The following is a 22,106-nucleotide window of genomic DNA, read 5'->3' as shown; positions in this document are numbered from 1 at the left end:
GTGTTAATAGCATTTATATCACTGGTTTATCTCTGCTTTTTTGTCATGATAATGCTGCACAAAGCGAGAAGCTGTCAGTGGTAATGGCCGTTCGGTATCCAACTGATAGCAAGTCAAGTAGCCACTATCTACCGCTGCCGAATAATCAGTACAGGCGACTTGTGGACTGAGTGGCTCAGGCGTGCCCGTGAGCCAATAGTGACCGACAAATACAGGTTTGTGAGTTTGAATCGCAAAGTCAATATTTTCAGCCAGTGCCTCTACTGGTATCTGTGCCAGCGCCGATGTGGGGGCACGAGCGACCTCACGAAGCGTGCGCTGGTTCAACGCATCAAGCCACCAACGCACCCGTACTCGTCTGCGTTCAGTGCCTTCTTTATCTACTATCACAATACCATCAGGCAAGCCCGTCTCGACCCCTTTTAGTACACGCTCTAAAGCATCAAAAGCGATAGTATCTTCTTTAGCGGTTGCGATTAGACCTTCAGAGGTTAGGCAGTTATTATCCGTCAGCAGTGGCTCTAGAACCGCCATGCTATCTACATCCCAGCAAGCATGGACGAAACAGGCATAATCTGTCTCAATCCACAGAGGTATCTCATATAAGCGCTGCAACCAGTATTCGTGCTGCTCTGAGCCGAACGGTATCTCTGCCAAAAATGCTTCATGTTGGCGTTGATGTACCGCATTATGTGAGCGCAGATACTGGCTAGAATCCTCAGGATCGAGCGTAGCATAAGCCAAGGCATTGTATTCATGATTGCCCATCACCGCATCGGCCACGTCTGCGTCTAACATCGCAAAGACAATCTCTAATGTCGCCAGTTGCTGCGACCCACGGTCAATCAAATCGCCAATGAATAAGGCCCTGTGACCTGCTGGTGGCACAAAATGCTGACCGTTATGCTCGTAGCCCAGTTGATTTAATAAACCAACGAGCTTGTCTGCATAACCATGAATATCACCGATAATATCTATAATCATAATGAAGTATTAAATCTCAAATGTAAAAGTAAGCAACTTGCTTAATTGTCCTGATTCAAAGAATTTCTATTTGAGAAAACAGTTTAAAAACCAGGCGACAATAAAGCATTTATAAAATGGGGTAGTACTTTAGGCTCTAAAATAATCGTAGCAATGACGCCAAATGCGCCGCCCCACATATGTGCCATATGATTGATTTTTGAGCCACCGCGTTTGTCCGCGTAAATACTATAAAATACATAAGCGACGGCAAACAGTATCGCAGGAATAGGAATAATGGCAAATAAGTAAATTCGCTCCCACGGTGCTAGCAAAATAAAGGCAAATAAGACTGCCGACACACCGCCTGATGCCCCAAGACTTAAGTAACTGGCATTGTCTTTATTTTTAAGGTAGCTTGGAATCATGGCAACAACAATAGCCAATACATAAAAAACCACAAAACCATAGCCGAACAAAAATGAACGATATAGCCCTTCAATAGCCCGGCCAAAGAAGTATAACGTAAACATGTTGAATAGCAGATGCATACTGTCGGCATGAATAAAGCCATGCGTGACAAAACGATCCCATTGTCCGTTATTTACAGCGGGTGGATAAAAGATAAGACGGTTGAGTAATTTCTTGTTTTGCCATGCTAATAAGCTGACAATAACAGTAATGATGATAATAAGGGTCGTATGGTTTAACAAAGGAAAATCCTTAGGCCGCGCCTGATAGGTGACAATGCAATAAATGGCAATGCGATAAATGACAATGTTCAAAGCCTAAGCGTTAGGGCTGAGTAAAAACAAATATGACCATTAATTAATATATTGATACTAAGTTAATATATTGATACCAAGTTCAAGTTGCTCGTAACGTAATTAGTTAATACTAACAGCAGTTATGCTGATACAGATATCTATTATGTGACAAAACGATGCATTTTTATGCTTTTATAGTGAGTAATGTAGCAGTGTATCATGTGAGATAAGTGAAACCGCTATATAGACGTCGATGCTGCTAAAGAACGCTTGACAGTTTCAGGACAAGTAGCCATATATACAACGAACAATAAGTGCTTAATTTTTGCGGATTTAAAAAGTCGAGAGAGGCAGTGATCCATGAGTATTATCGATCAATTAGAACAGACCGTTACCCCCGCTATATTGGGCGAGCATAATCGTAGTGATAGCGTGGCTTATATCAGCTTGCTTGAGCAGTTTTATGCCATTTTAGCCACGCGCTTAGCGGTGCCACAGGTCTACTCGCAACTACTTCGTAACGATCAGGTGATGGCTAATGACAGTATTGCCGAGCGGCCTTTATTTGAGCAGCTATGGCAAGACCAAGTACTACAAAAAACGATTATCCAAGAGCTGTCAGCCGCGCATCATATTGATGAGTCGATCACTGCTCAATTGCTAATTAATGCAGCATCCTTAGCATATCGTGAGCTAAAGGTTTTGGCCAATGGACAGTTTTTGCCAGCATTCTTGCAAGGAGAGCAGTCGACGCTGCGCCCATATTTACCTATATGGTCAGCGTCCGTTATCACTGCTACTCAAGGCGCTGGACACGAATCAATGTCAAACTTTGTCGCAGATAATGGTATCGCGCCATCAAGTGATACCGTACCGACTAAACTTAGTGAGCCTGATCTAAGTACTGACGCAGTCGCTGCAACGACAGCTACTACAGCCGCTTATGTGGAAAACGCTAATATAAGCGCTACTGACGCATTAAATGACGATGAGCATTTTGGTGACAGTAATGACGCTATCCATGCCAGTCCAGCAGCTCATCACTTGGCAGAAAATAGTAACATCAAGCGAGAGCGCGTGCGCACTCGCAATCAGCGAAACGACCTACTGGTGCGAGTATTTTTATTGATAGTAGCACTGGCTGCGATGGCATTGGCTGCTTGGGCATTATTAATAAAACCCAAAAGTGACCTACCAGTAGAACCGGTTGCTGTCGCGCCTGTGGTTACTCCAGCACCAGCACCAACGATGACTCCCATCGAGTTCATCGTTGGCGTAGATGATAGTGGCAACCTCTATACTTGTAGCGCGACGGTCGGTGATGCAGCGCTACAAAGCTCTTTACAACAGGCACTCAATACGAGCTTTGGTGAGCAGGCGAGTATATGTGAATTTACCGTACAGAATGGAATAGCAACTACTATCGCAAACATGCCTGCGGAGATATTGCCCAATGTTCTGACCATGCTCAGATCGACACCGTTCGCCCGTCTACACTTACAAAACGATCGTCTGACAGTAGAGGCGCCGGATGACATGCTACTACAACAATTGGTCACAAACGTACGTAGTTTAGCACCAACCATGGCAGTCGATAGTTCTGCGCCATTGCCACTGCCTAACAACAGTAATGGTGATAAGACATATGGTATGGCTGGCACTAATGGCGTAAACAATCAACTCGGCGATGGAACAGACGCTAATAACCAATACAGTAATGACGGTATGAGCAATGGTACTGGAGAATATCAAGCCGCTGATGATGACACAGGTGATCGCGTGATACCTGCGCCACTACCTAACAATAATGATGGATTTAATAATAATTCCAACAACGTACCTGCCAATGTTCCAAGTAATATTCCTAGCAACGTCCCTTCTAGTAGTAATAGACCGAGCAGACCGTCAGGCCCTATTTCTGAGTCAGAAGTAGATGACATGGCGAGCAGTGTCATCGTTGCAGAACCGGCACAAGTCAGATAAGCAGGTATATTATATGAGCAAACATATCAGGCGAGACAATCGAATACACTTAGTCTGAGTGGCCTTTTATAAATGCTCTGTATATTAAGTAAAAAAGCGGTATGAATGTCTCATAGCGCTTTTTTTTGATAATTATTTCGCTCTTTTTCATATTCATTGTATGCAGATTAGAGAATGAGCGACTCTAACCATGATTCAATTGTTATTAACTTGTACCTGAATGCACTGGTAGTTACGCGTACAGGCTCAAATATTACTTAATGTATCATTTGCACAACAACGCGGCGACTGTAAATACAGACTTAACAATTTTATAATGTTTATGAATAAATATACTTATCAGGTAAAAAAGGTTCTTACAAAGACATTTTTTGAATTAAATAAACGCAGAATATTAAATAATTTTATAGGTTAAGCCATTCAATGCTACCAATAAAAGTTAATAGGAGAATTATATTATGGATATTATCAGTCATTTGACACGCACAGTCAGCCCAGCCGTATTAGCAGACGATCATAGTCCTGCTAAGCAAAATCTACTTGAGCAATTTTATGCAATTTTTGCTGCTCGCCTCGCGAATAATGATACCTATAGCCGTTTTGCTAATGAAAATATCGCTCGTGATGATAGCTCTTTTTATGATCGTGTATGGACAGAAGGGGCTCACCGTGACCAAATCTCTCGTGAGCTCGCTAATGCACATGGTGTCGATGAGACAGCTTCTCGTGGTCTGATTGCTATGGCAGCGCCGCTTGCTTTTCACGAAATCAAAAGCTTGGCTGGTACTACCCCTGTACCGCAATTTCTCAATGACAATCTCAACAGTTATCAGCATCATATCCCTGCATGGGCGGGGGCTGTCTTACCTGCGAGTGCCATTGCAGCCACTCCTGCTGCGGCGCCTATATCCGATACGGTCAGTACCGCGCCACTACAGAAAGAAAAAGAGCCACAAGGCAGCTTTATGAAAGCCCTATTACCGATTATCGGTTTGATTATTTTGGGTGCATTGGCTTGGGCTTTATTAAGAGGCTGTCAGGAGAACCCTGAGCCTGTTGCTACGCCGATGGCTACCGCGCAGCAAGACGAGCAAGGTAATAAGCAAGCAGTAGTAGCAACTGACATCGAGCCTGCCTCACTCCGTATCGCCACTGGCGAAAATGGTGAGCTATACGCTTGCCGCATGAGCGTAGGCAACGAGACGCTACAGACCAATGTAATGAATGCACTAACTGGCGCATTCGGCGATGAAGCCAATAAGTGCCGCGCTGATGTCGATGATAATTTTGCCATAGATATGCCAGCTGCTGCACAGCTTACTACGATATTGCCGATCGTCAAAAATGTACCGAATGCTAGCATGGTGATTAAAGGCGATACCATCACGGTCAATGCACCTGATGATGCGGCATTGGCCCAATTGGTGACTGATCTACAAGCCGCTGCACCAGCGATGATGGTAGAAGCTGAAGGTCCATTAGATCTGCAAGGTGAGATTGACGAGAGTGTGGCGGCAGCAGATGCTGCAATGACCAATCTCGGTGACGATCCAGACCCACGTGATGTCGCGCGTGCTCTGAGCCTTCAAGTTATCAACTTCCAAGTGGATGAAGCTGTCATCCCTGATGTCAATAAAACCATTCTTGATCGTGCTGCAAAAATCATCAATGAAGTGCCTGACATGAACCTGATGATTATCGGTCATACAGATAGCCAAGCATCGGATGCTTACAACATGGAGTTGTCTCGTGAGCGTGCTGAGTCGGTAAAAGATTATCTGGCGGCTCAAGGTGTTGATGCGAGCAAACTTAGTACAAAAGGTATGGGTGAAACAGATCCTATCGCTGATAACTCAACTGAACAGGGGCGTTTCCGTAATCGCCGGATTGAGTTTATGGTCAATGACAAAATGGTCGATCTGAATGATGACATGATCATCAACAGCGACTCGCTTGACCCAGATTTGAATCCGCTAGACAGCAATAATGATGATTTGTTGCCTGATGGCGATGATGCGACTCAAGGTACTGCGGTAGATCCAACGAATTAATCAAAAATCATCTAATTTAATAGTAGTTAAGTCTAAAAAACCGCACCTTAACGTGAACCGACCCCCGTAAGTTGTGTCCAACTTATGGGGCAGTTCATAACGATGCGGTTTTTTATTTGCCAAATTTTTCAACGGTTTCGTATGAATACAAGGCTACTTATAATCAGTAGGGTCTTTTGATTCATTGGCAGGTTTATCAACTTGTGTATCAGACTCAACGTTAAAAAAGCTCTGAGTGACATTGTTCTTTGCTTGTTGCCAATAATCAAACTGCTGGCAAGTAGACTCAAGATCACCTTGCCACTTTGGTATATTGCCGCACATGGTTTTGATACGCTTCTGGTTAGGATAGGGTAGTTCTTGCGCTGCCGCCGCCGCTTCATGAGCGGCAACACGATCGTTACACACCAGTGCAATATCGCAACCAGCTTCAATGGCAGCTTTTACGCGCGCGCTGACATCGCCAGCGGCCTTTGCCCCTGCCATTGATAAATCATCAGAGAAAAGCACACCATCGAACGCGAGCTGATCACGAATAATGTCTTTTAGCCAAATTTTAGAAAATCCAGCGGGCCGATTATCTACTTGCGAAAAAATCACATGGGCGGGCATCAGGGCGTCAAGCAGTGACAGCGTTTGTGTAAAGGGTTGCATGTCACTATTGATGATCTCGTCCAAGCTACGTGTATCGATGGCCTCTGATACATGAGAGTCAGGAGCGATAGCGCCATGACCAGGGAAATGCTTGCCAGTAGTGGCCATGCCAGCCGCTTTCATGCCGCGCATAAACTGCGTGGCTAGGGCAACGATTGCTTGTGGCTCCTGATGAAAGCTACGGTCACCGATAACTTGGCTGATACCATCTCTATCCAGCACAGGCGCAAAGCTCAAATCAATACCTACTGCCATCACTTCGGCTGCCATCAGATAGCCACAGTCATATGCGCAGCTGAGCGCACGGCTTGGATCGTGATTGAATAACTCTCCAAGCCTACCCATAGCAGGTAGCGGTGTGAACCCTTCACGCAGCCGTGCGACTCGTCCGCCTTCTTGATCGACACCGATTAATATATCTGGGTTGTGGTACCGGATATCGTCACATAATGCGCGTACTTGGGCTGCATCAGCGACGTTGCGTCCAAACAATATGACCCCGCCAATCTGTGCTTGTTTGATCAAGCTGACGTCTTCTGCGGTCAGTGCGGTATTATCGATATCAATCATTAAAACGCCGTACATTGCGTCATCCTTATTTTTTTGTGTATTGTTATATTATGGGGTTGACCGATCATCGATGTCCAATCGCTTAGCAGTCATTACTCATGCACTTTATTATGACAGTTATTATCAATTGAGCCTAATGTGGCAGATTATTGGCATCAAATCAATTTGTGGATAGTCGGCGAATTAATGCTAATAGCCTTAAGTCGCTATGTGTGATAAAAGTGAGAGAAAGTTTGGTATGTGCAGGCGTTGCGTGTAAGATTGCTTATACAGTTTGAGACAGTTCAGTATTTATGCACATGATAATATTGATTTTTGACTATATATCAGGATTCGATAATAAGCGTCAGAATCTGTACTCAGAATCTATATATTATTCAGAATCTATATATAAAGGCGACGGAATAATAAAGCTATAGCGTTGTAAGCTCATAGTAATAAGTAAGCTAAGGCAAAGTAAGACAGACATTGAGCAAAAACAGACGACAGTCATGGGCAATAATACATTCAGCAGTTTTTAATTTTTATAACACAAATAATATCACTAACTTCAAATAACTAGGTACATATGATGAAAAAACAACCAGCACAGTGGTTACTCAGTGCAGCGTCAGTGGGCATCGCCGGTATTATCCTGACACAAAGCTACGGTACTGCCGTAGCAGAAACCAATACGGGAAGTTTTGTTCAGACACCTGAGCAAAAGGTCACTACTCGCCAAGTTGCCGCTTTGCTGGATCGCAGTCATTACCTTAATCAGCCATTAGATAGTAAAACCGGTAGCGAAATCTTATCAATGTATATTGATAGTCTCGATCCAAACCATACCTTGTTTTTGCAATCTGATGTCGATGAGCTGAAGAAAAAGCACGCTGATGATTTTGGCGCTCGCCTCAAGCAAGGCGACCTATCCGCAGGGGTAGAAGTCTTTGATCGTTATCGCAAACGCTCAAACGAATACTTTGCCATGGCAACCAAGATGCTCAAGAAAGATATTGATTTGACCGGTGATGACACCATCATTCTTGATCGTGAAAAGCTCGGACATTTCAAAACCAAAAAAGAGCAGCGTGACTATTGGGAACGTCAGCTAAAGTTTCAGCTGATGAGTATTACGCTGGGACAAGAAGACGAAAAAGCCAAAGAAAAAGTGTTTTTAAGCAATCCAGATATCACTCGTGGACAGGACTTGGTACGCAACGATGAACGTACGCCAAATGAGATTTTGCAAAATCGTTTGTCGCGTCAGCAAGAGCAGTTTAAGCGTCTCAAAGATGATGAAATCATGGAGACGATTCTAAACACCGCCATGCTGACCTATGATCCGCACAGTAACTACTATGCGCCGATTCAGGCAACTGAGCTGCAGATTCAGTCGAGTTTGCAGCTAGAGGGTATCGGTGTCTCTATTCGTCCTGATCGTAAAAACCCAGATTACACCCGTATCGTGACCTTGGTAGATGGTGGCCCAGCCGCCAAGTCTGGCCAAATTAAGCCCAATGACTTGATCGTGGGTATCGCAAAAGATGGCGAAACCATGACGGACGTGGTTGGCTGGTCAACGCGTGAGATCGTCAGCTTGATTCGTGGTAAGCGCGGTACATCGGTCACGCTCAAGCTGCGTCAACCTAATACGCCAGATGCCAGTGCCCGTACGGTCACTGTGGTGCGTGATATTATCCAGCAAGAAGAATCAGGCGTGACGCAGCGAGTGGTCGAGGTGCAGCGTCCTAATATCGACAAAACACCAAAACGAATTGGTGTTCTTGAGATACCGAGCTTTTATCTGAACTATCGTGCGCGCCGTAATGGCGAGGACTACCGTAGTGTCAGTATCGATACTGAAAAAGCGTTAAAAAAATTGAACGAAGAAAATATCGATGGGCTCGTGGTGGATTTGCGCAACAACCCTGGTGGCTCGTTAGATGAAGTTGCCAAAATGCTAGGATTCTTTATTAAAAGCGGTCCATTGGTACAGATTCGTGATAACCGCGGCAATGTCCAAGTGTACCGCGATAATGATGGCGGCGAGCAGCTCTATGACGGAAAAATGGTCGTCCTAACCAACCTAGCATCGGCCTCAGCCAGTGAAATTTTTGCCGCTGCTATTCAGGATTATGGTCGTGGATTGGTGGTTGGTAGCACAACGACAGGTAAAGGCTCTGCGCAGATTCAACTGGATAGCTTGGCGCTAGGTTCTGCAACTTTAACTCAGCGTAAATTTTACCGTATCACAGGTGGTAGTACGCAGAATAAAGGCGTGGTACCTGATGTTGAATTGGTCAATATCTATGATGATGCGACCTTTGGCGAACGCGCCCAGAAAAAAGCCTTGCCTTGGGATACCATCAGAACGGCGCCTTATAAGCCTGAAGGGAAGTTCACTAGTAATACACTAGCGACGCTCAATCAGCAGTCTAAGATTCGCCAAGAGAAAAATCCGCAGTTTGTGTATCTATCAACGCTGAATGATATTCGTAATATGGATGATGAGAAAAAACCAGTTCGTTTAGATATTAACAGCCGCCGCGCCAAAATGCAGCTGATTGAAAAACGGTCTTTAGAAGCTGAAAATAGACGTCTGATTGCTACTGGTGAACGCCCCTATTCTAATTGGAATACGTATCAGGCCGCGATGGATGCAAAGTTTGAAGAGCGTAGCCGTATGAAAGCTGCTGAGCGTCCAGAGCTGCCAGAAGATGAAGCCTTTATTAATGAAGCGGCCTACCTAATGCTAAGTGCTGAACCCAAAAAACTGCTCAGCCCTGAAGAGAAGCTATAGATTCTCAAGTACCCATTATGTCCATGTAAGCATATGCTTACATGGATTGACGTTTAGACCACTTACTAGTGATAGGACAATCTGCGATTATAACTGTACGGCACGATTCATTGATACTAGGGATTGGTATCTTAAAGGTCGCATCAGGGATAAGTGGTTTGCTGATTAGGGATGATAAGGCTGGATGCCTGTCAGTTATGAGATACCCCGGGATTAGGTATCACATAACGCTAACATGGATGGTTGGTAATAAAAGCCGCATGACGATTGTCGTTATGCGGCTTTGTTATGTCTGGATCTAAGAGTTATTTCTGGCGCTAGCTTACGCTTCTTTGATAGATTTGTGAGAATGGCTATTGAGCTTAAGGATGCTCACAGAAGCGCAATGAATGCTTCATTGTTAGAACGCTCTTTTTATCTACATCTAATCAATCAGCATTTATGACAGACATAAAAAAAGGCCAGTAGACAGTGCTACTGGCCTTTTTGATGAGAGGATAAGCTCAAATATAACCTATTCTCTAACTGTCTCACAATACTCTAGAAGAGATTAGTGCTCAACGCCACCTGCGCCATGTATATGGCCGTGGTTTAGTTCGTCTTCAGTTGCTGCACGTACTTCTTGAATTTCAACGTCAAACGTCAAACGCTTACCAGCCAATGGATGGTTGGCATCAACAGTTACTTCTTGGTCGTTTACGTCAGTGACTGTCACTAGCATCACTTGGCCACCAGCTTCTGACTGGAACTGCATACCAGGCTGAATATCATCAACGCCTTGGAAGTTTTCGCGTGGTACGCGCTGTACCGCTTGTTCTTGATACTCGCCATAGCCATCAGCAGGCTCAACCACTGCGTTGACTTTTTCGCCAGCAGATTTGCCTTCTAATTGTGATTCTAGGCCTGGGATGATGTTGCTGTGACCGTGTAGATAAGCAAGTGGCTGACCTTCTGGAGACTGGTCAAGGATATTGCCTTCGTCGTCTTTTAATGTGTAATTGAATTTGACGGCAGTATCTTTTGCGATAATAGTCATAAAATATCCTAAATATATCTATATAAAAAATTAAGTACGGTTGCAATAAACCTAAAAAAGCCAATCAGCAAGCCAACCAAATAGCCACAGTATTAGTCAATTATCATCAGTTTATTAAAGTAACTTTAGCAGTTAGCATCTTTAATTGAGATGGCGTATGTAAGTTTCAAGGCAAAAAACATAAAAAATGCCAATTAATGCCACAATTTACAATAATAACTGCTATTTTCTATAGTTAATCGATAACTACTGGCCACTCAGGGTTTGGGAGTTGCGTTTTTTGGGAAGGGCTCCTACTATAATAATAAAATAAGGAAGAGAAATGTTATGACGTTATCTGTAAATACGGCGACTAATCCGTCATCAAACGGCGACCCAGTGAACCACGATAATACTAACGATATAGCTAATATCAGCTACCAATTCGATTTTGCCCGTTTTTCTGAGCATTTGGTGGATGTGTCACTGTCTTTTATGGCAACAGATGATGCGCCTCAGCTTTGGCTACCGGCATGGATACCGGGCAGTTATCTGATGCGCGAGTTTGCTCGCAACATCACCGCTGTGCATTATCGAGTAACAGACAGCCAAATAAAAGAAGGTGACGAGTTTTCTGAAACTTATCGTGCACAAAAGGTAGATAAACATACGTGGCAACTCCCAACTATCACAGCAGGACAAAGGGTAGTCGTCGAATACGAAGTCTACTGTTACGACCTATCGGTACGTACCGCCTATGTCGATCAGCAGCGTCTATATGGTAATTTTACCTCACTTGCACTCGCGGTCGATGGGCAAGAGCAGATTCCTGTACAAGTCAGCTTGATGGTTCCAAAGTCGTTTTTGGTAGATAAAGAAGAGAGCAATGTAATCTTGGCATGTGGTTTGGCGTCCACGCATTTGCGCGTTGAGGGGCAAGGTACCGATCAAGGCACCGATGGACAGCACTGTTATCAATTACAGGCTGATAGTTATCACGAGCTGATTGATTATCCTTTTGAAATTGCAGCACAGAATAAATTTGATTTTATTATTCATGACAGTCAGCATCAGACGCTTCATCATAGTTTTTATCTGTCTGGCAAGCATAGCGCCAACATGGGTAGACTACAGCAAGACGTCACTCAGATTTGCCAGACCTATCTAGATTGGTTGGGAGATGCGCCATTTAGTGATTACACCTTTATGACGTTTGCCAGTGGTCAGGACTATGGTGGACTTGAGCACATCAATTCTACTAGTCTGATTACCCCGCGCCGTGACTTACCAAATGCTGATGAGCCAAAAATACCAAGCACTGATTATCAAAGGTTTTTGGGCTTATGCAGCCATGAGTATTTTCACTCGTGGTGGGTCAAAACCGTGCGTCCTGATGTCATGGTTGATGTTGATCTACGCCGTGAAGCGTTCACGCCGATGCTTTGGGTATTTGAAGGATTTACGTCTTATATCGATGATTTTATGCTGCAAGCATCTGGCGTGATCGATAAGTCAAACTATCTCAGGTTATTAGCGGAACAAATCAATCGCTATTATCAAACGCCTGGACGCGATAACCAAAGTGTCGCCGAGTCAAGCTTTGATGCTTGGATTAAATTGTACCGAACGGATGAAAATACGGGTAATGCAGGTATCAGTTACTACAATAAAGGTGCATTGGTGGCGCTGTGTTTGGATTTGATATTGCTAAAAAATACCAATAATCGCTATCGTCTATTCGATGTGGTCAAAGCGTTCTATACCCAAGCAAAGCAAAATGACAGCAAGCGTATCGGCATCAATAGCGCGGATATGGGCGACGTGATTGGGCAGTTTATGCCGATAGCGGAATGGGAGGATTTTGAACGCCGTTACGTCAACGGCGTAGAGGAATTGCCAATTGAGGCGCTGCTGCTCGCAAATGGTATCAAAATGCAGGTCAATACCAAAGAGACCGCGGATAAGCATGTTCCTTGGGGTATGCGCTGTAATGAGACACCTGCTGGACTCAAAATCAATCGGGTGAACCGAGGTAGTGTTGCCGCCAAAGCAGGTATCTCAGCCCATGACGTTATTATCGCGATTGATGGCATCAAGGCGGATAGTAAGCAGCTAGCATCGCTGAGTAATGCAGAGCATCCCGTTGAGTGTCATCTGTTTCGCCGCGATGAGCTGATGTGTGTGCAAGTGCAACCTGATGCACTGCCACAAGCTGACGGGAATGACAGTGATATGCCTGAAAAAGAATTTCCTCATAAGGTCAGTCTGCGCTTAGTAAAAGGTGATCCAACGTTAGCAGATCATAGCGATCCTAAGCAAGCAGAATCCGCTTGGGAGCCATGGCTAGATGTGATGAAGCGTCAGTCAGCATAGTGACATCGAGAGATATAAGTAAGCAAAGCAAAACCCCCTAATAAGCAAATATGGTTATTAGGGGGTTCAAGTAATAGCTGAAAGGTTTTTTGGTATGCTGAATGGCTAGCTACTCTTCCTTGGTTTTATTATCAGGGTCCTCGCTGGCAGGCTTCTCGTTTGCAGTAGTGTCGCCGTTAGGCTCGTCAACCTCAGCATTATCGTTTTCAACATCGCTCGTCGCTTTAAGCGCGGCAATCCAGTTTTGCATGAGCTCAATCTCTACTTGCTGAGTATCGATGATATGCTGTGCCAATTGACGCATTTCTTCATCAGTACCGTATTCGAGCTCGATTTTTGCCATATCTACGGCGCCAATATGGTGTGGTAGCATGCCACGTGCAAATGCCATATCCGGCATAGGATCAGCAATACCCAATGTCATCTCACCATGCATGCTTTCCATGCCCTTAGCGTAGGCCTGTTGCATAGCAGCGGTATTGGGCTTAGGTTTGGCTGCGTCAGGATGGCTGGCAAGCCATTTGTTTAGGATATCAATCTCAGCTTGCTGCGCCGTGATGATATCTTGAGCAAGCTGGCGCATGGCATCATCTGTACCGTACTTTAGCTGAATTTTTGCCATATCTATCGCGCCGCGATGATGCCCAAGCATGCCTTTGGCAAACGCGGTATCAGGATCGTTATAACCCATACCGATCATCATCTCATCATGCATACTGGTCATGGACTTTGTGTAGTCTTTGAGCATATCCGTCATCTGAGTGTCATCTGTGACGTTTTCGCTATCTACCGATGTATCGTGGCTCATATTCTCATGCTCAGCATGAGTCATGTCGGTCATTGGCGGGGAGGCTTCTTCTACAGTCGCTGATTGATTATCTGCTGCTGGCTGACATGCACTTAATAGCAGTGCAGCAGACATGCTGGTGGCCAACAGAACAAAACGATGAGAAGCAATCATGATATATCCCTACTATAAGAAGACCAAATGATAAATAAATGAGGTCTATTTTACATAACGAATGACGTGCTGAATCTTAACAGATAAACCTTACCCATTCGAGACGCTATGTTTAACAAGACGTAATATATTTGCTTTAAATGAAAATATATGTCGGTAGCTAAGCGTTTAGACGTGGCAAACTAATACCTAATACCTAATACCTAATACCTAATACCTAATACCTAATACCTAATACCTAATACCTAATACCTAATACCTAATACCTAATACCTAATACCTAATACCTAATTGCTGATAGTGCTCACTAGTTAAATGAATACGCACAAACTCGCCAACTGCTATGTCACCCAATTCAAACCCTGCCACCGACCAACGTATCAAACGCAGACAGGGCAACCCAACGTGCGCTGTCATTCGTCTGACTTGACGGTTTTTACCTTCATAAATTGTCAGCATCAACCATGAGTCCGGCACGTTTTTACGCTCACGTATCGGCGGATAACGTTGCCAGAGCGCCATCGGTAGCTCATCTTCACTGACGTGTTTAACCTCAGCAGGCAGAGTTTTGCCATCTTTGAGCGTCACGCCACGTTTGAGCTGATTGAGTTGCTCAGTAGTAGGAATGCCCTCAACCTGTACCAAATAAGTCTTACCTTGCTTACGTCCAGCATTGGCTTTTGGCGGATGGGTAATCGCTTTATTGACTCGGCCATCATCGGTCAGAATAAGTAACCCTTCGGACGTTGCATCAAGCCTACCAGCAACTCGCAAAGACTTATCAGTAAAGTGCTGCGATAGGGTGGCGTGGTCATTGTTGCTATCGTCTCTGAACTGACTTTGCACTCCATAAGGCTTATTGAACAAGATGAGACTAGAAGTCGGCATAAAGTGATATTTCCTGAAGGTAAATGAGTGATTAGCAGTCTTTGCGTATGTTTAATCAAGCAAAGTCAGTACTAAAAAATAAGAACAGAGATATCGTGTTTGATATACGCTGTGCGATGTATTTTGCTACAAAAGTAGGACAGCAACCACGCAAATTTACTGCTACTCTAAATCCATATTTTTATAGGGGTATTTATATTTTTGATAGTAATAAATCTATCAACTACAAGATAAAATGATTGTCCAGCCCTTTGTTCTATTGCTATCAACAAGATAATGTATTATAACCCTTCAAATATTATAAAGTTATAGATGCTGTATTTTATTAATAATTTATAAATTGTATATGTGATATTTCTTATTAATTAGTCAATAACACTAAATTTAATAATGAGCAGTTTCTATACACAGTTTTAGTTTATATTTGCATCAATTCGTACGTTTTTAATTTGAAGCTATTTTTTAGTATCGTTCAATCCAATGCCGTAAGTGTCTCACACATCAGACTTTGTTTAGCTAATAAGCGTCTAGAGCGCGACCATTATAATAGAAAAGCTAGCATAATAACGTGTTCAGTTCGCTTGCGATGTATAACTTACCACTAAGGAGTTTTATCCATGTCATATGATAAGGTCATCGTACCAAGAGACGGCGAAAAAGTAACCGTGAATGCTGATTTGTCGCTAAATGTGCCCAATCATCCGATTATTCCGTTCATTGAAGGTGACGGTATTGGGGTGGATATCACACCTGTCATGATAAAGGTGGTCAATGCAGCGGTCGATAAAGCCTACCACGGTAAAAAATCAATTATCTGGATGGAAGCTTACTTGGGCGAAAAAGCGGCCAAAATATATGACGGTGAATATTTACCAAGTGAGACATTAGAGATTTTAAAAGACTACGTCATCAGTATCAAGGGACCGTTGACCACGCCGGTGGGTGGTGGCTTTAGTTCGTTGAATGTGGCTGTACGTCAACATCTTGATCTGTATGTCTGTCAGCGCCCAGTACGCTGGTTTAAAGGCGTGCCAAGCCCAGTACAGCATCCTGAGCTGACCAATATGGTGATCTTTCGTGAAAATACAGAAGATATCTATACAGGTATCGAGTGGAAGGCAGGCAGTGATGATGCCAAAAAAGTCATCAATTTCTTAAGAGAAGAGATGGGTGTGACCAGCATTCGCTTTCCTGAAGACTGCGGCATCGGTATCAAGCCTGTCTCAAAAGAAGGCTCGCAGCGCCTAGTACGTAAAGCCATTCAGCATGCTATCGATAATGACTTGCCAAACGTGACCCTCGTGCATAAAGGCAATATTATGAAATTTACGGAAGGCGCGTTTAAAGATTGGGGGTATGAGCTGGCAGCGGAGCGTTTTGATGCTGAGCCATTAGATGGTGGTCCATGGATGACGATGAAAAATCCCAAAACGGGTAATGACATCATCATCAAAGATGTGATCGCTGATGCATTCTTGCAGCAGATTCTGATGCGTCCGGCAGATTACTCCGTAGTGGCAACACTCAACCTGAACGGTGACTATATCTCTGACGCGCTAGCGGCGGAAGTAGGCGGTATCGGTATTGCCCCAGGTGCCAACAAAGGCGGCGCAATCGCTGTTTATGAAGCGACGCACGGTACTGCGCCTAAGTATGCTGGTCAGAATAAAGTAAATCCAGGCTCATTGATATTGTCTGCGGAAATGATGCTGCGTGATATGGGTTGGTGTGAGGCGGCGGATCTCGTCATTAGTGGTATCCAAGGCGCGATCGCCAATAAGACAGTCACTTATGACTTTGAGCGTTTGATGCCAGATGCTATCTTGCTCAGTACTTCTGAGTTTGGCAAAGCCATCATCAAGCACATGGATGCGTAATCGCATTAATGCCTAGAGCGTTAAACTTTATTATATTTATTCAAGGCCACTTACTGATGTAGGTGGTTTTTTTATGTGTTTGAAATGGATAGACATAGGCAAGTTGTTTATTATCATTTTGAGATAGGCACAAAAAAACACCTCAACGTTCTAAGACGGCTGAGGTGTTTTGTTTGCTAATACTTAAACTTACCTAATCGATCTGTGTATACAAACCAGAGCGATTAGGATTAATGTTTCAAGATCAATTGCTTATTACTTATAGCGATGCCAAGGCTTCGTTAAACAAAGCGCTTGGACGCATGGCTTTTTTCGCAAGCTCCTCATCAGCATAGTAGTAGCCTTTGATATCGACTGGCTTACCTTGAGCGTCGTTAAGTTCTTTGACAATCGCGTCTTCGTTTTCTGCCAGCTTTTGCGCCAATGGCGTGAACTGTGCTTTTAGTTCGCTATCTTGATCCTGCGCCGCCAGCTCTTCAGCCCAATATAGCGCTAGATAGAAGTGACTACCACGGTTATCAAGCTCACCAGTTTTACGTGATGGTGATTTGTCATTCAGCAGCAGTTTTTCTGTCGCGGTATCGAGCGTATCGGCTAATACTTGAGCTTTAGCATTGTTGTCGTTGCTGGCCAAATGCTCCAAAGAGACGTTCAAGGCCAAGAACTCACCAAGTGAATCCCAACGTAGATGGTTTTCTTCGGTGAGCTGCTCAACATGCTTTGGTGCAGAACCGCCAGCACCCGTCTCAAACAAACCGCCGCCTTTCATGAGTGGCACAACCGATAGCATCTTAGCACTGGTACCAAGCTCTAGGATTGGGAATAAGTCAGTTAAGTAATCACGTAAGATGTTACCAGTCGCAGAGATCGTATCGAGGCCACGTGCGACACGCTCTAGGGTATAACGCATGGCGCGAACCTGAGACATGATTTCGATGTGTAAACCGTCAGTATCATGATCTTTTAGATACATTTTAACTTTTTTGATGAGCTCGTTCTCATGTGGACGGTATGGGTCGAGCCAGAAGATAACAGGCGTATTTGATTCACGGGCACGGCGTACAGCAAGCTTGACCCAATCTTGGATAGGCTCATCTTTAACCTGACACATGCGCCAGATATCGCCTTTTTCAACGCGTTTTTCGAGCAAGACTTCATCGGTCTCCACGTCAACGATACGCGCAATACCAGCATCGCTAGATTCAAAGGTCTTGTCATGCGAGCCGTATTCTTCTGCTTTTTGTGCCATTAGGCCGACGTTTGGTACGGTACCCATGGTCGTTGGGTCAAAGTTGCCATGCCATTTGCAGAAGTTAATCATTTCTTGATAAATACGAGCAAAGGTAGACTCTGGCATGACGGCTTTACAGTCATACATTTTGCCATCAGCGCCCCACATTTTACCGCCTGAACGAATCATCGCTGGCATAGAGGCATCCACGATCACATCACTTGGTGAATGGAAGTTGGTGATACCTTTGGCCGAATCAACCATGGCCAGACGTGGACGATGCTCCTGACAAGCATGTAGGTCGCGCTCAATTTCTTCACGCGTTGAGGTTGGCAAAGTAGCAATCTTATCGTATAAATCTGCCATACCGTTGTTGACGTTGATGCCAAGCTCATCAAAGAGTTCGCCATGTTTTTCAAACGCATCTTTGTAGTAAATGCGGACCGCATGACCAAACACGATGGGGTGTGAGACTTTCATCATGGTGGCTTTGACGTGTAGTGAGAACAAGATACCCGCTTCGCGGCAATCTTCCATTTCACGCTCATAGAATTCAAGCAAGGCTTTTTTGCTCATGACCATCAAATCGATAACTTCTTTGTCTAGTAGGTCGATTTTAGGTTTCAATACTTTTTTGGTGCCGTCGTCTAGCAATAGCTCCATGCGAACCGTGCGCGCCTTATCTAGGGTCATAGATTGCTCGCCATCATAGAAGTCACCGCCATGCATGTGCGATACATGTGTGCTTGACCATTGCTTCCATTCACCCATTGAATGTGGATGCTTGCGTGCATAGTTTTTGACGGCTTTTGGTGCGCGGCGGTCTGAGTTACCTTCACGTAGTACAGGGTTTACGGCACTGCCTAAGCTCTTACCATAGCGCTTACGTAGCTCTTTTTCTTCATCCGTTTGTGGATCATCTGGAAAGTCAGGGATGGCATAGCCTTTACCTTGCAGCTCTTTGATGGCTGCTTTGAGCTGCTGTACAGAGGCACTGATATTTGGCAGTTTGATGATGTTGGTATTGGGGTCTTGAGTCAGGCGACCAAGCTCAGCTAGGTTGTCAGGAACACGTTGCTCTTCGGTCAAGTATTCAGGGAATTCAGCCAATATACGTGCCGCAACAGAGATGTCACTAGTTTCAACTTCGACACCTGCGGTCTTAGTGAACGCTTCTACAATAGGTAAAAAAGATAGTGTCGCAAGCGCAGGGGCTTCGTCAGTTTTTGTATAAATAATTTTTGACATTTTATTTGAATCTTCCTTTAGTTGTCGTTAATAATAAAGCTCGAATATAATGTTGAATATGGGTTAATGATACTATGCAATGCTCAATGATATCGTTCGAACAAGTACGTCGTATGTAGCTGCTTAGCAATATTTAAGTTAGAGATATTCAAGTTTGATAAAACATTTTCTTTTACTGATGTTCACTACAAGGGCGTTCTCAGATGGCACGTTGACTGCCCCGTAAAACTGCCAGACAGCAAGTCGCTGACGGTATATTATAATAAACCCACTATACATTCGAGAGGATGTCAATCACATACCATGAACTAAGTATACTGTTTTCGCTCATATCTTAGGGTTTCAAATTATACTAAGCTGGTAGTAACCTTATTCTAACAGTCATTTGTTGCGATATCATCTTTTCAATAATATGACGGTGTTTTATTGACCTTTATATTATTCTTGAGAGGACATAAGGATAATCCTAAAAACCACCAATGTCACGATTGGTGGTTTTTTATTGCGTCTCAAAAAAACTTTGCAAATTGTGACAGCAAAACCGCAAAAATTTGCTAGGCTAGGTCATCAACAGATTGGTTATCGATAAATATATAGCGATTATAAGAGTGACGGTGAGTATGAGTTTAGAGTATGCGCTGATGAATGATACTAGCTGGCAGAGCCAGACCTATTGGCAAACGCCAGACACGCCTTTTATGTCATTTGCTTTTTGGCAGGCGCTTGCTGAGACAGGCGCGATTGGCGAGCAGGCAGGGTGGCTACCGATATTTATTTTGGTGCATCGTGTCAATGATGATACTAAGGATGCCGCTCTACAACCAGTCGCGGTGCTGCCAGTATTTGTAAAAGGCCATCATCGCGGTGAGTTCGTGTTCGATCATTCATGGGCAGAGGCGTATGCGCGCTATGGTCTCGACTATTATCCAAGATTGGTCACTAGTGTGCCGTATACGCCGATTACGGGTCAGCGGCTTTGGCTGGCAAAAGGGGAAAGGCTAAATGAAGAGATAATCAAAACAGCCATCGCAGGTGTCGATGATATCGCTCAGCAAGTCGGCGCCTCAAGCTGGCATGGGCTATTTGTGACGCCTAATCTAGCCTCTATTGCGACCACGTCTATGCCGACCGAAATTGATATAGAGCGTGCGCTAGCAGCACAAGAGCGCGGCGTAGAGTCCGCGCCGATTGAGATGCCGATATTCGAGCGCCAAGGTTGTCAGTTCTTATGGCAAAACAAAGACCTGCTCAATGACAGTCAGCCCTTTGCAGACTTTGATGCGTTTTTGATGACGCTAAAAGCTAAAAAGCGCAAAACCATCCGTGCGGAGCGTCGTAAAGTGGCGGAGCAAGGTATCATCTGCCAGCGAAAAATCGGCGATGCTATCAGCGATGCAGACTGGAAGGCTTTTTATCACTGTTACGTGATGACTTATGCGGTACGCGGACAGCAGCCTTATCTGACGATAGACTTTTTTATGGCATTGGCAGCGAGTATGTCTGAACATATTATGCTCGCGCAAGCACTCGATGCTAGTGGGGAGATTATCGCCAGTAGTTTGTTCTTGTATGACAGACCTGTCAGTAATAGCGACAACGACAGTATTGATGGCGATGCTAATGATGTTGATAATAGTGCAACCTTGTACGGTCGATACTGGGGTGCGCTTGGTGAGTATGACAGTTTGCATTTTGAGCTGTGCTATTACCAAGGCATTGAGTTTGCCATCGAGCAAGGGCTAGCGTGCTTTGATCCAGGCACGCAAGGGGAGCATAAGCTGGTTCGTGGATTTATCCCAACGACCACGCACTCGCTTCACCGTATTTATGATCCGCGTTTTGTCCCTGCGATTGGCGATTTTTGTGCCAGAGATCGGATGCATATGGCACAATATCGCAAGCAAGCCCATGAGGCACTACCATTTAATGCGGACAATATGCCAGCCTTTGATACGCTTCATTGATATACACCATTAATGCCAACCATTAATAATAGCCTGCAGGCATTTACTTTACACATTTCACGATTAGCCGTTAACTATGTCCACAAACTCTATTGCTAGTATTGCTACCTCTCTGCCTCCTATTGAACTCGTATCGTGGCTCAATGCTGAAGGTTCGCTCACAGCCATGCTAGAAGAGAAGGCAGGGCAGCCGTTACGAGTGGAGCGTAGCTTTGAGGGTTATCGGCTATTGATGCTGCAACAAAAGCAACAACTGGGTCTGCAAGGCTCAGCGCTAAATCGTCCACTGCTGGCGTGGATACGTGAAGTACAGCTATACGGCAATGACGAGCAGCCATGGGTCGGTGCGCAAAGCATCTTTCCGCTATCAAGCCTAAAAGGTAACGCGCGACGCTTGCAGCAGCTAAAAGGTACGCCCATCGGTTATGTGTTATTTAAACGTCGGCGCACAGTGCCAAATCAGCGATTTGTGCGACAGACGAGCGAGGGCTGGCAACGGCAAACGCGCTATGACTGGTATGGCCGTTCATTACTTATCAGCGAAACCTTTTTGCCGGCATTTTTGTCCAGTGATACTTAAGAACGTTTTATTCTTATATACACAAAGAAAAGACTAAGGTCAAAAATTTGCATTGAGTAAAACCTTTAGGGCGTGTTGAACATTCGCAAATAGGCACTGCTGATCGCTAAAATTGTTCCAGACAAGGCACAAAGCGACGATAATGCAGATGCCTTAGCGAGATTTGTAACGCAGTATGGGGCAATTTTAGCATCAGCCC

Annotated in this window: 14 protein-coding genes; 7 read left to right on the top strand and 7 right to left on the bottom strand. The window is 44.4% G+C overall.

What is annotated here, in order from left to right:
• Positions 1 to 18: 18 nt before the first annotated feature.
• Positions 19 to 984: a metallophosphoesterase gene (locus BTW00_RS13020; RefSeq protein ID WP_075107753.1), complete on the bottom strand. Its 966-nt coding sequence runs from the start codon at positions 982 to 984 to the stop codon at positions 19 to 21.
• Positions 985 to 1,067: 83 nt separating this feature from the next.
• Positions 1,068 to 1,676 (bottom strand): rhomboid family intramembrane serine protease, encoded by a 609-nt coding sequence (locus tag BTW00_RS13015; protein WP_058024243.1) that lies wholly within the window; start codon positions 1,674 to 1,676, stop codon positions 1,068 to 1,070.
• Positions 1,677 to 2,090: 414 nt separating this feature from the next.
• Between BTW00_RS13015 and BTW00_RS13010 the strand changes: the two genes are divergently transcribed.
• On the top strand, positions 2,091 to 3,713 hold the full coding sequence (locus BTW00_RS13010) for a hypothetical protein (RefSeq protein ID WP_075107752.1): 1,623 nt from the start codon (positions 2,091 to 2,093) through the stop codon (positions 3,711 to 3,713).
• 458 nt (positions 3,714 to 4,171) lie between these two features.
• The gene (locus BTW00_RS13005; RefSeq protein ID WP_075107751.1) at positions 4,172 to 5,764 is read left to right on the top strand and encodes an OmpA family protein; all 1,593 of its coding nucleotides are present in this window, start codon (positions 4,172 to 4,174) and stop codon (positions 5,762 to 5,764) included.
• Between the two features lie 153 nt (positions 5,765 to 5,917).
• Here BTW00_RS13005 and nagZ read toward each other — a convergent pair whose 3' ends face one another.
• Positions 5,918 to 7,003, bottom strand: a complete 1,086-nt coding sequence (gene nagZ / locus BTW00_RS13000) for a beta-N-acetylhexosaminidase (RefSeq protein WP_058024246.1) — start codon at positions 7,001 to 7,003, stop codon at positions 5,918 to 5,920.
• A 556-nt stretch (positions 7,004 to 7,559) separates the two neighbouring features.
• On the opposite strand from nagZ, the gene BTW00_RS12995 reads away from it, so the two are divergent.
• Positions 7,560 to 9,770 carry a carboxy terminal-processing peptidase gene (locus tag BTW00_RS12995; RefSeq protein ID WP_075107750.1) on the top strand — a complete coding sequence of 737 codons (2,211 nt, stop codon included), beginning with the start codon at positions 7,560 to 7,562 and terminating at the stop codon, positions 9,768 to 9,770.
• A gap of 550 nt (positions 9,771 to 10,320) precedes the next feature.
• Here the strand turns inward: BTW00_RS12995 and BTW00_RS12990 are convergent.
• A complete protein-coding gene (locus BTW00_RS12990; protein ID WP_075107749.1) occupies positions 10,321 to 10,806 on the bottom strand; it encodes a peptidylprolyl isomerase in 486 nt (161 codons plus the stop codon).
• 327 nt (positions 10,807 to 11,133) lie between these two features.
• Between BTW00_RS12990 and BTW00_RS12985 the strand changes: the two genes are divergently transcribed.
• Complete coding sequence (locus BTW00_RS12985; RefSeq protein WP_075107748.1) at positions 11,134 to 13,158, top strand: M61 family metallopeptidase; 2,025 nt, start codon at positions 11,134 to 11,136, stop codon at positions 13,156 to 13,158.
• 109 nt (positions 13,159 to 13,267) lie between these two features.
• Here the strand turns inward: BTW00_RS12985 and BTW00_RS12980 are convergent, their stop codons facing one another.
• Both BTW00_RS12980 and BTW00_RS12975 read right to left on the bottom strand, forming a co-directional pair.
• The gene (locus BTW00_RS12980; RefSeq protein WP_075107747.1) at positions 13,268 to 14,119 is read right to left on the bottom strand and encodes a DUF305 domain-containing protein; all 852 of its coding nucleotides are present in this window, start codon (positions 14,117 to 14,119) and stop codon (positions 13,268 to 13,270) included.
• 273 nt (positions 14,120 to 14,392) lie between these two features.
• Positions 14,393 to 15,007 (bottom strand): pseudouridine synthase, encoded by a 615-nt coding sequence (locus tag BTW00_RS12975; RefSeq protein WP_075107746.1) that lies wholly within the window; start codon positions 15,005 to 15,007, stop codon positions 14,393 to 14,395.
• A 617-nt stretch (positions 15,008 to 15,624) separates the two neighbouring features.
• On the opposite strand from BTW00_RS12975, the gene icd reads away from it, so the two are divergent.
• Positions 15,625 to 16,884, top strand: a complete 1,260-nt coding sequence (icd, locus tag BTW00_RS12965) for an NADP-dependent isocitrate dehydrogenase (protein WP_075107744.1) — start codon at positions 15,625 to 15,627, stop codon at positions 16,882 to 16,884.
• Positions 16,885 to 17,143: 259 nt separating this feature from the next.
• Here the strand turns inward: icd and BTW00_RS12960 are convergent, their stop codons facing one another.
• Positions 17,144 to 19,363 (bottom strand): NADP-dependent isocitrate dehydrogenase, encoded by a 2,220-nt coding sequence (locus tag BTW00_RS12960; protein ID WP_058024254.1) that lies wholly within the window; start codon positions 19,361 to 19,363, stop codon positions 17,144 to 17,146.
• A 620-nt stretch (positions 19,364 to 19,983) separates the two neighbouring features.
• Between BTW00_RS12960 and BTW00_RS12955 the strand changes: the two genes are divergently transcribed.
• Positions 19,984 to 21,327 (top strand): GNAT family N-acetyltransferase, encoded by a 1,344-nt coding sequence (locus tag BTW00_RS12955; protein ID WP_075107743.1) that lies wholly within the window; start codon positions 19,984 to 19,986, stop codon positions 21,325 to 21,327.
• A 76-nt stretch (positions 21,328 to 21,403) separates the two neighbouring features.
• A complete protein-coding gene (locus BTW00_RS12950; RefSeq protein WP_075107742.1) occupies positions 21,404 to 21,907 on the top strand; it encodes a chorismate lyase in 504 nt (167 codons plus the stop codon).
• Positions 21,908 to 22,106: the final 199 nt, after the last annotated feature.

The organism is Psychrobacter sp. C 20.9, from assembly GCF_001921765.1.
Classification (GTDB): Bacteria; Pseudomonadota; Gammaproteobacteria; order Pseudomonadales; family Moraxellaceae; genus Psychrobacter; species Psychrobacter piscatorii_B.
This window is presented reverse-complemented; position numbering and strand designations above follow the sequence as displayed.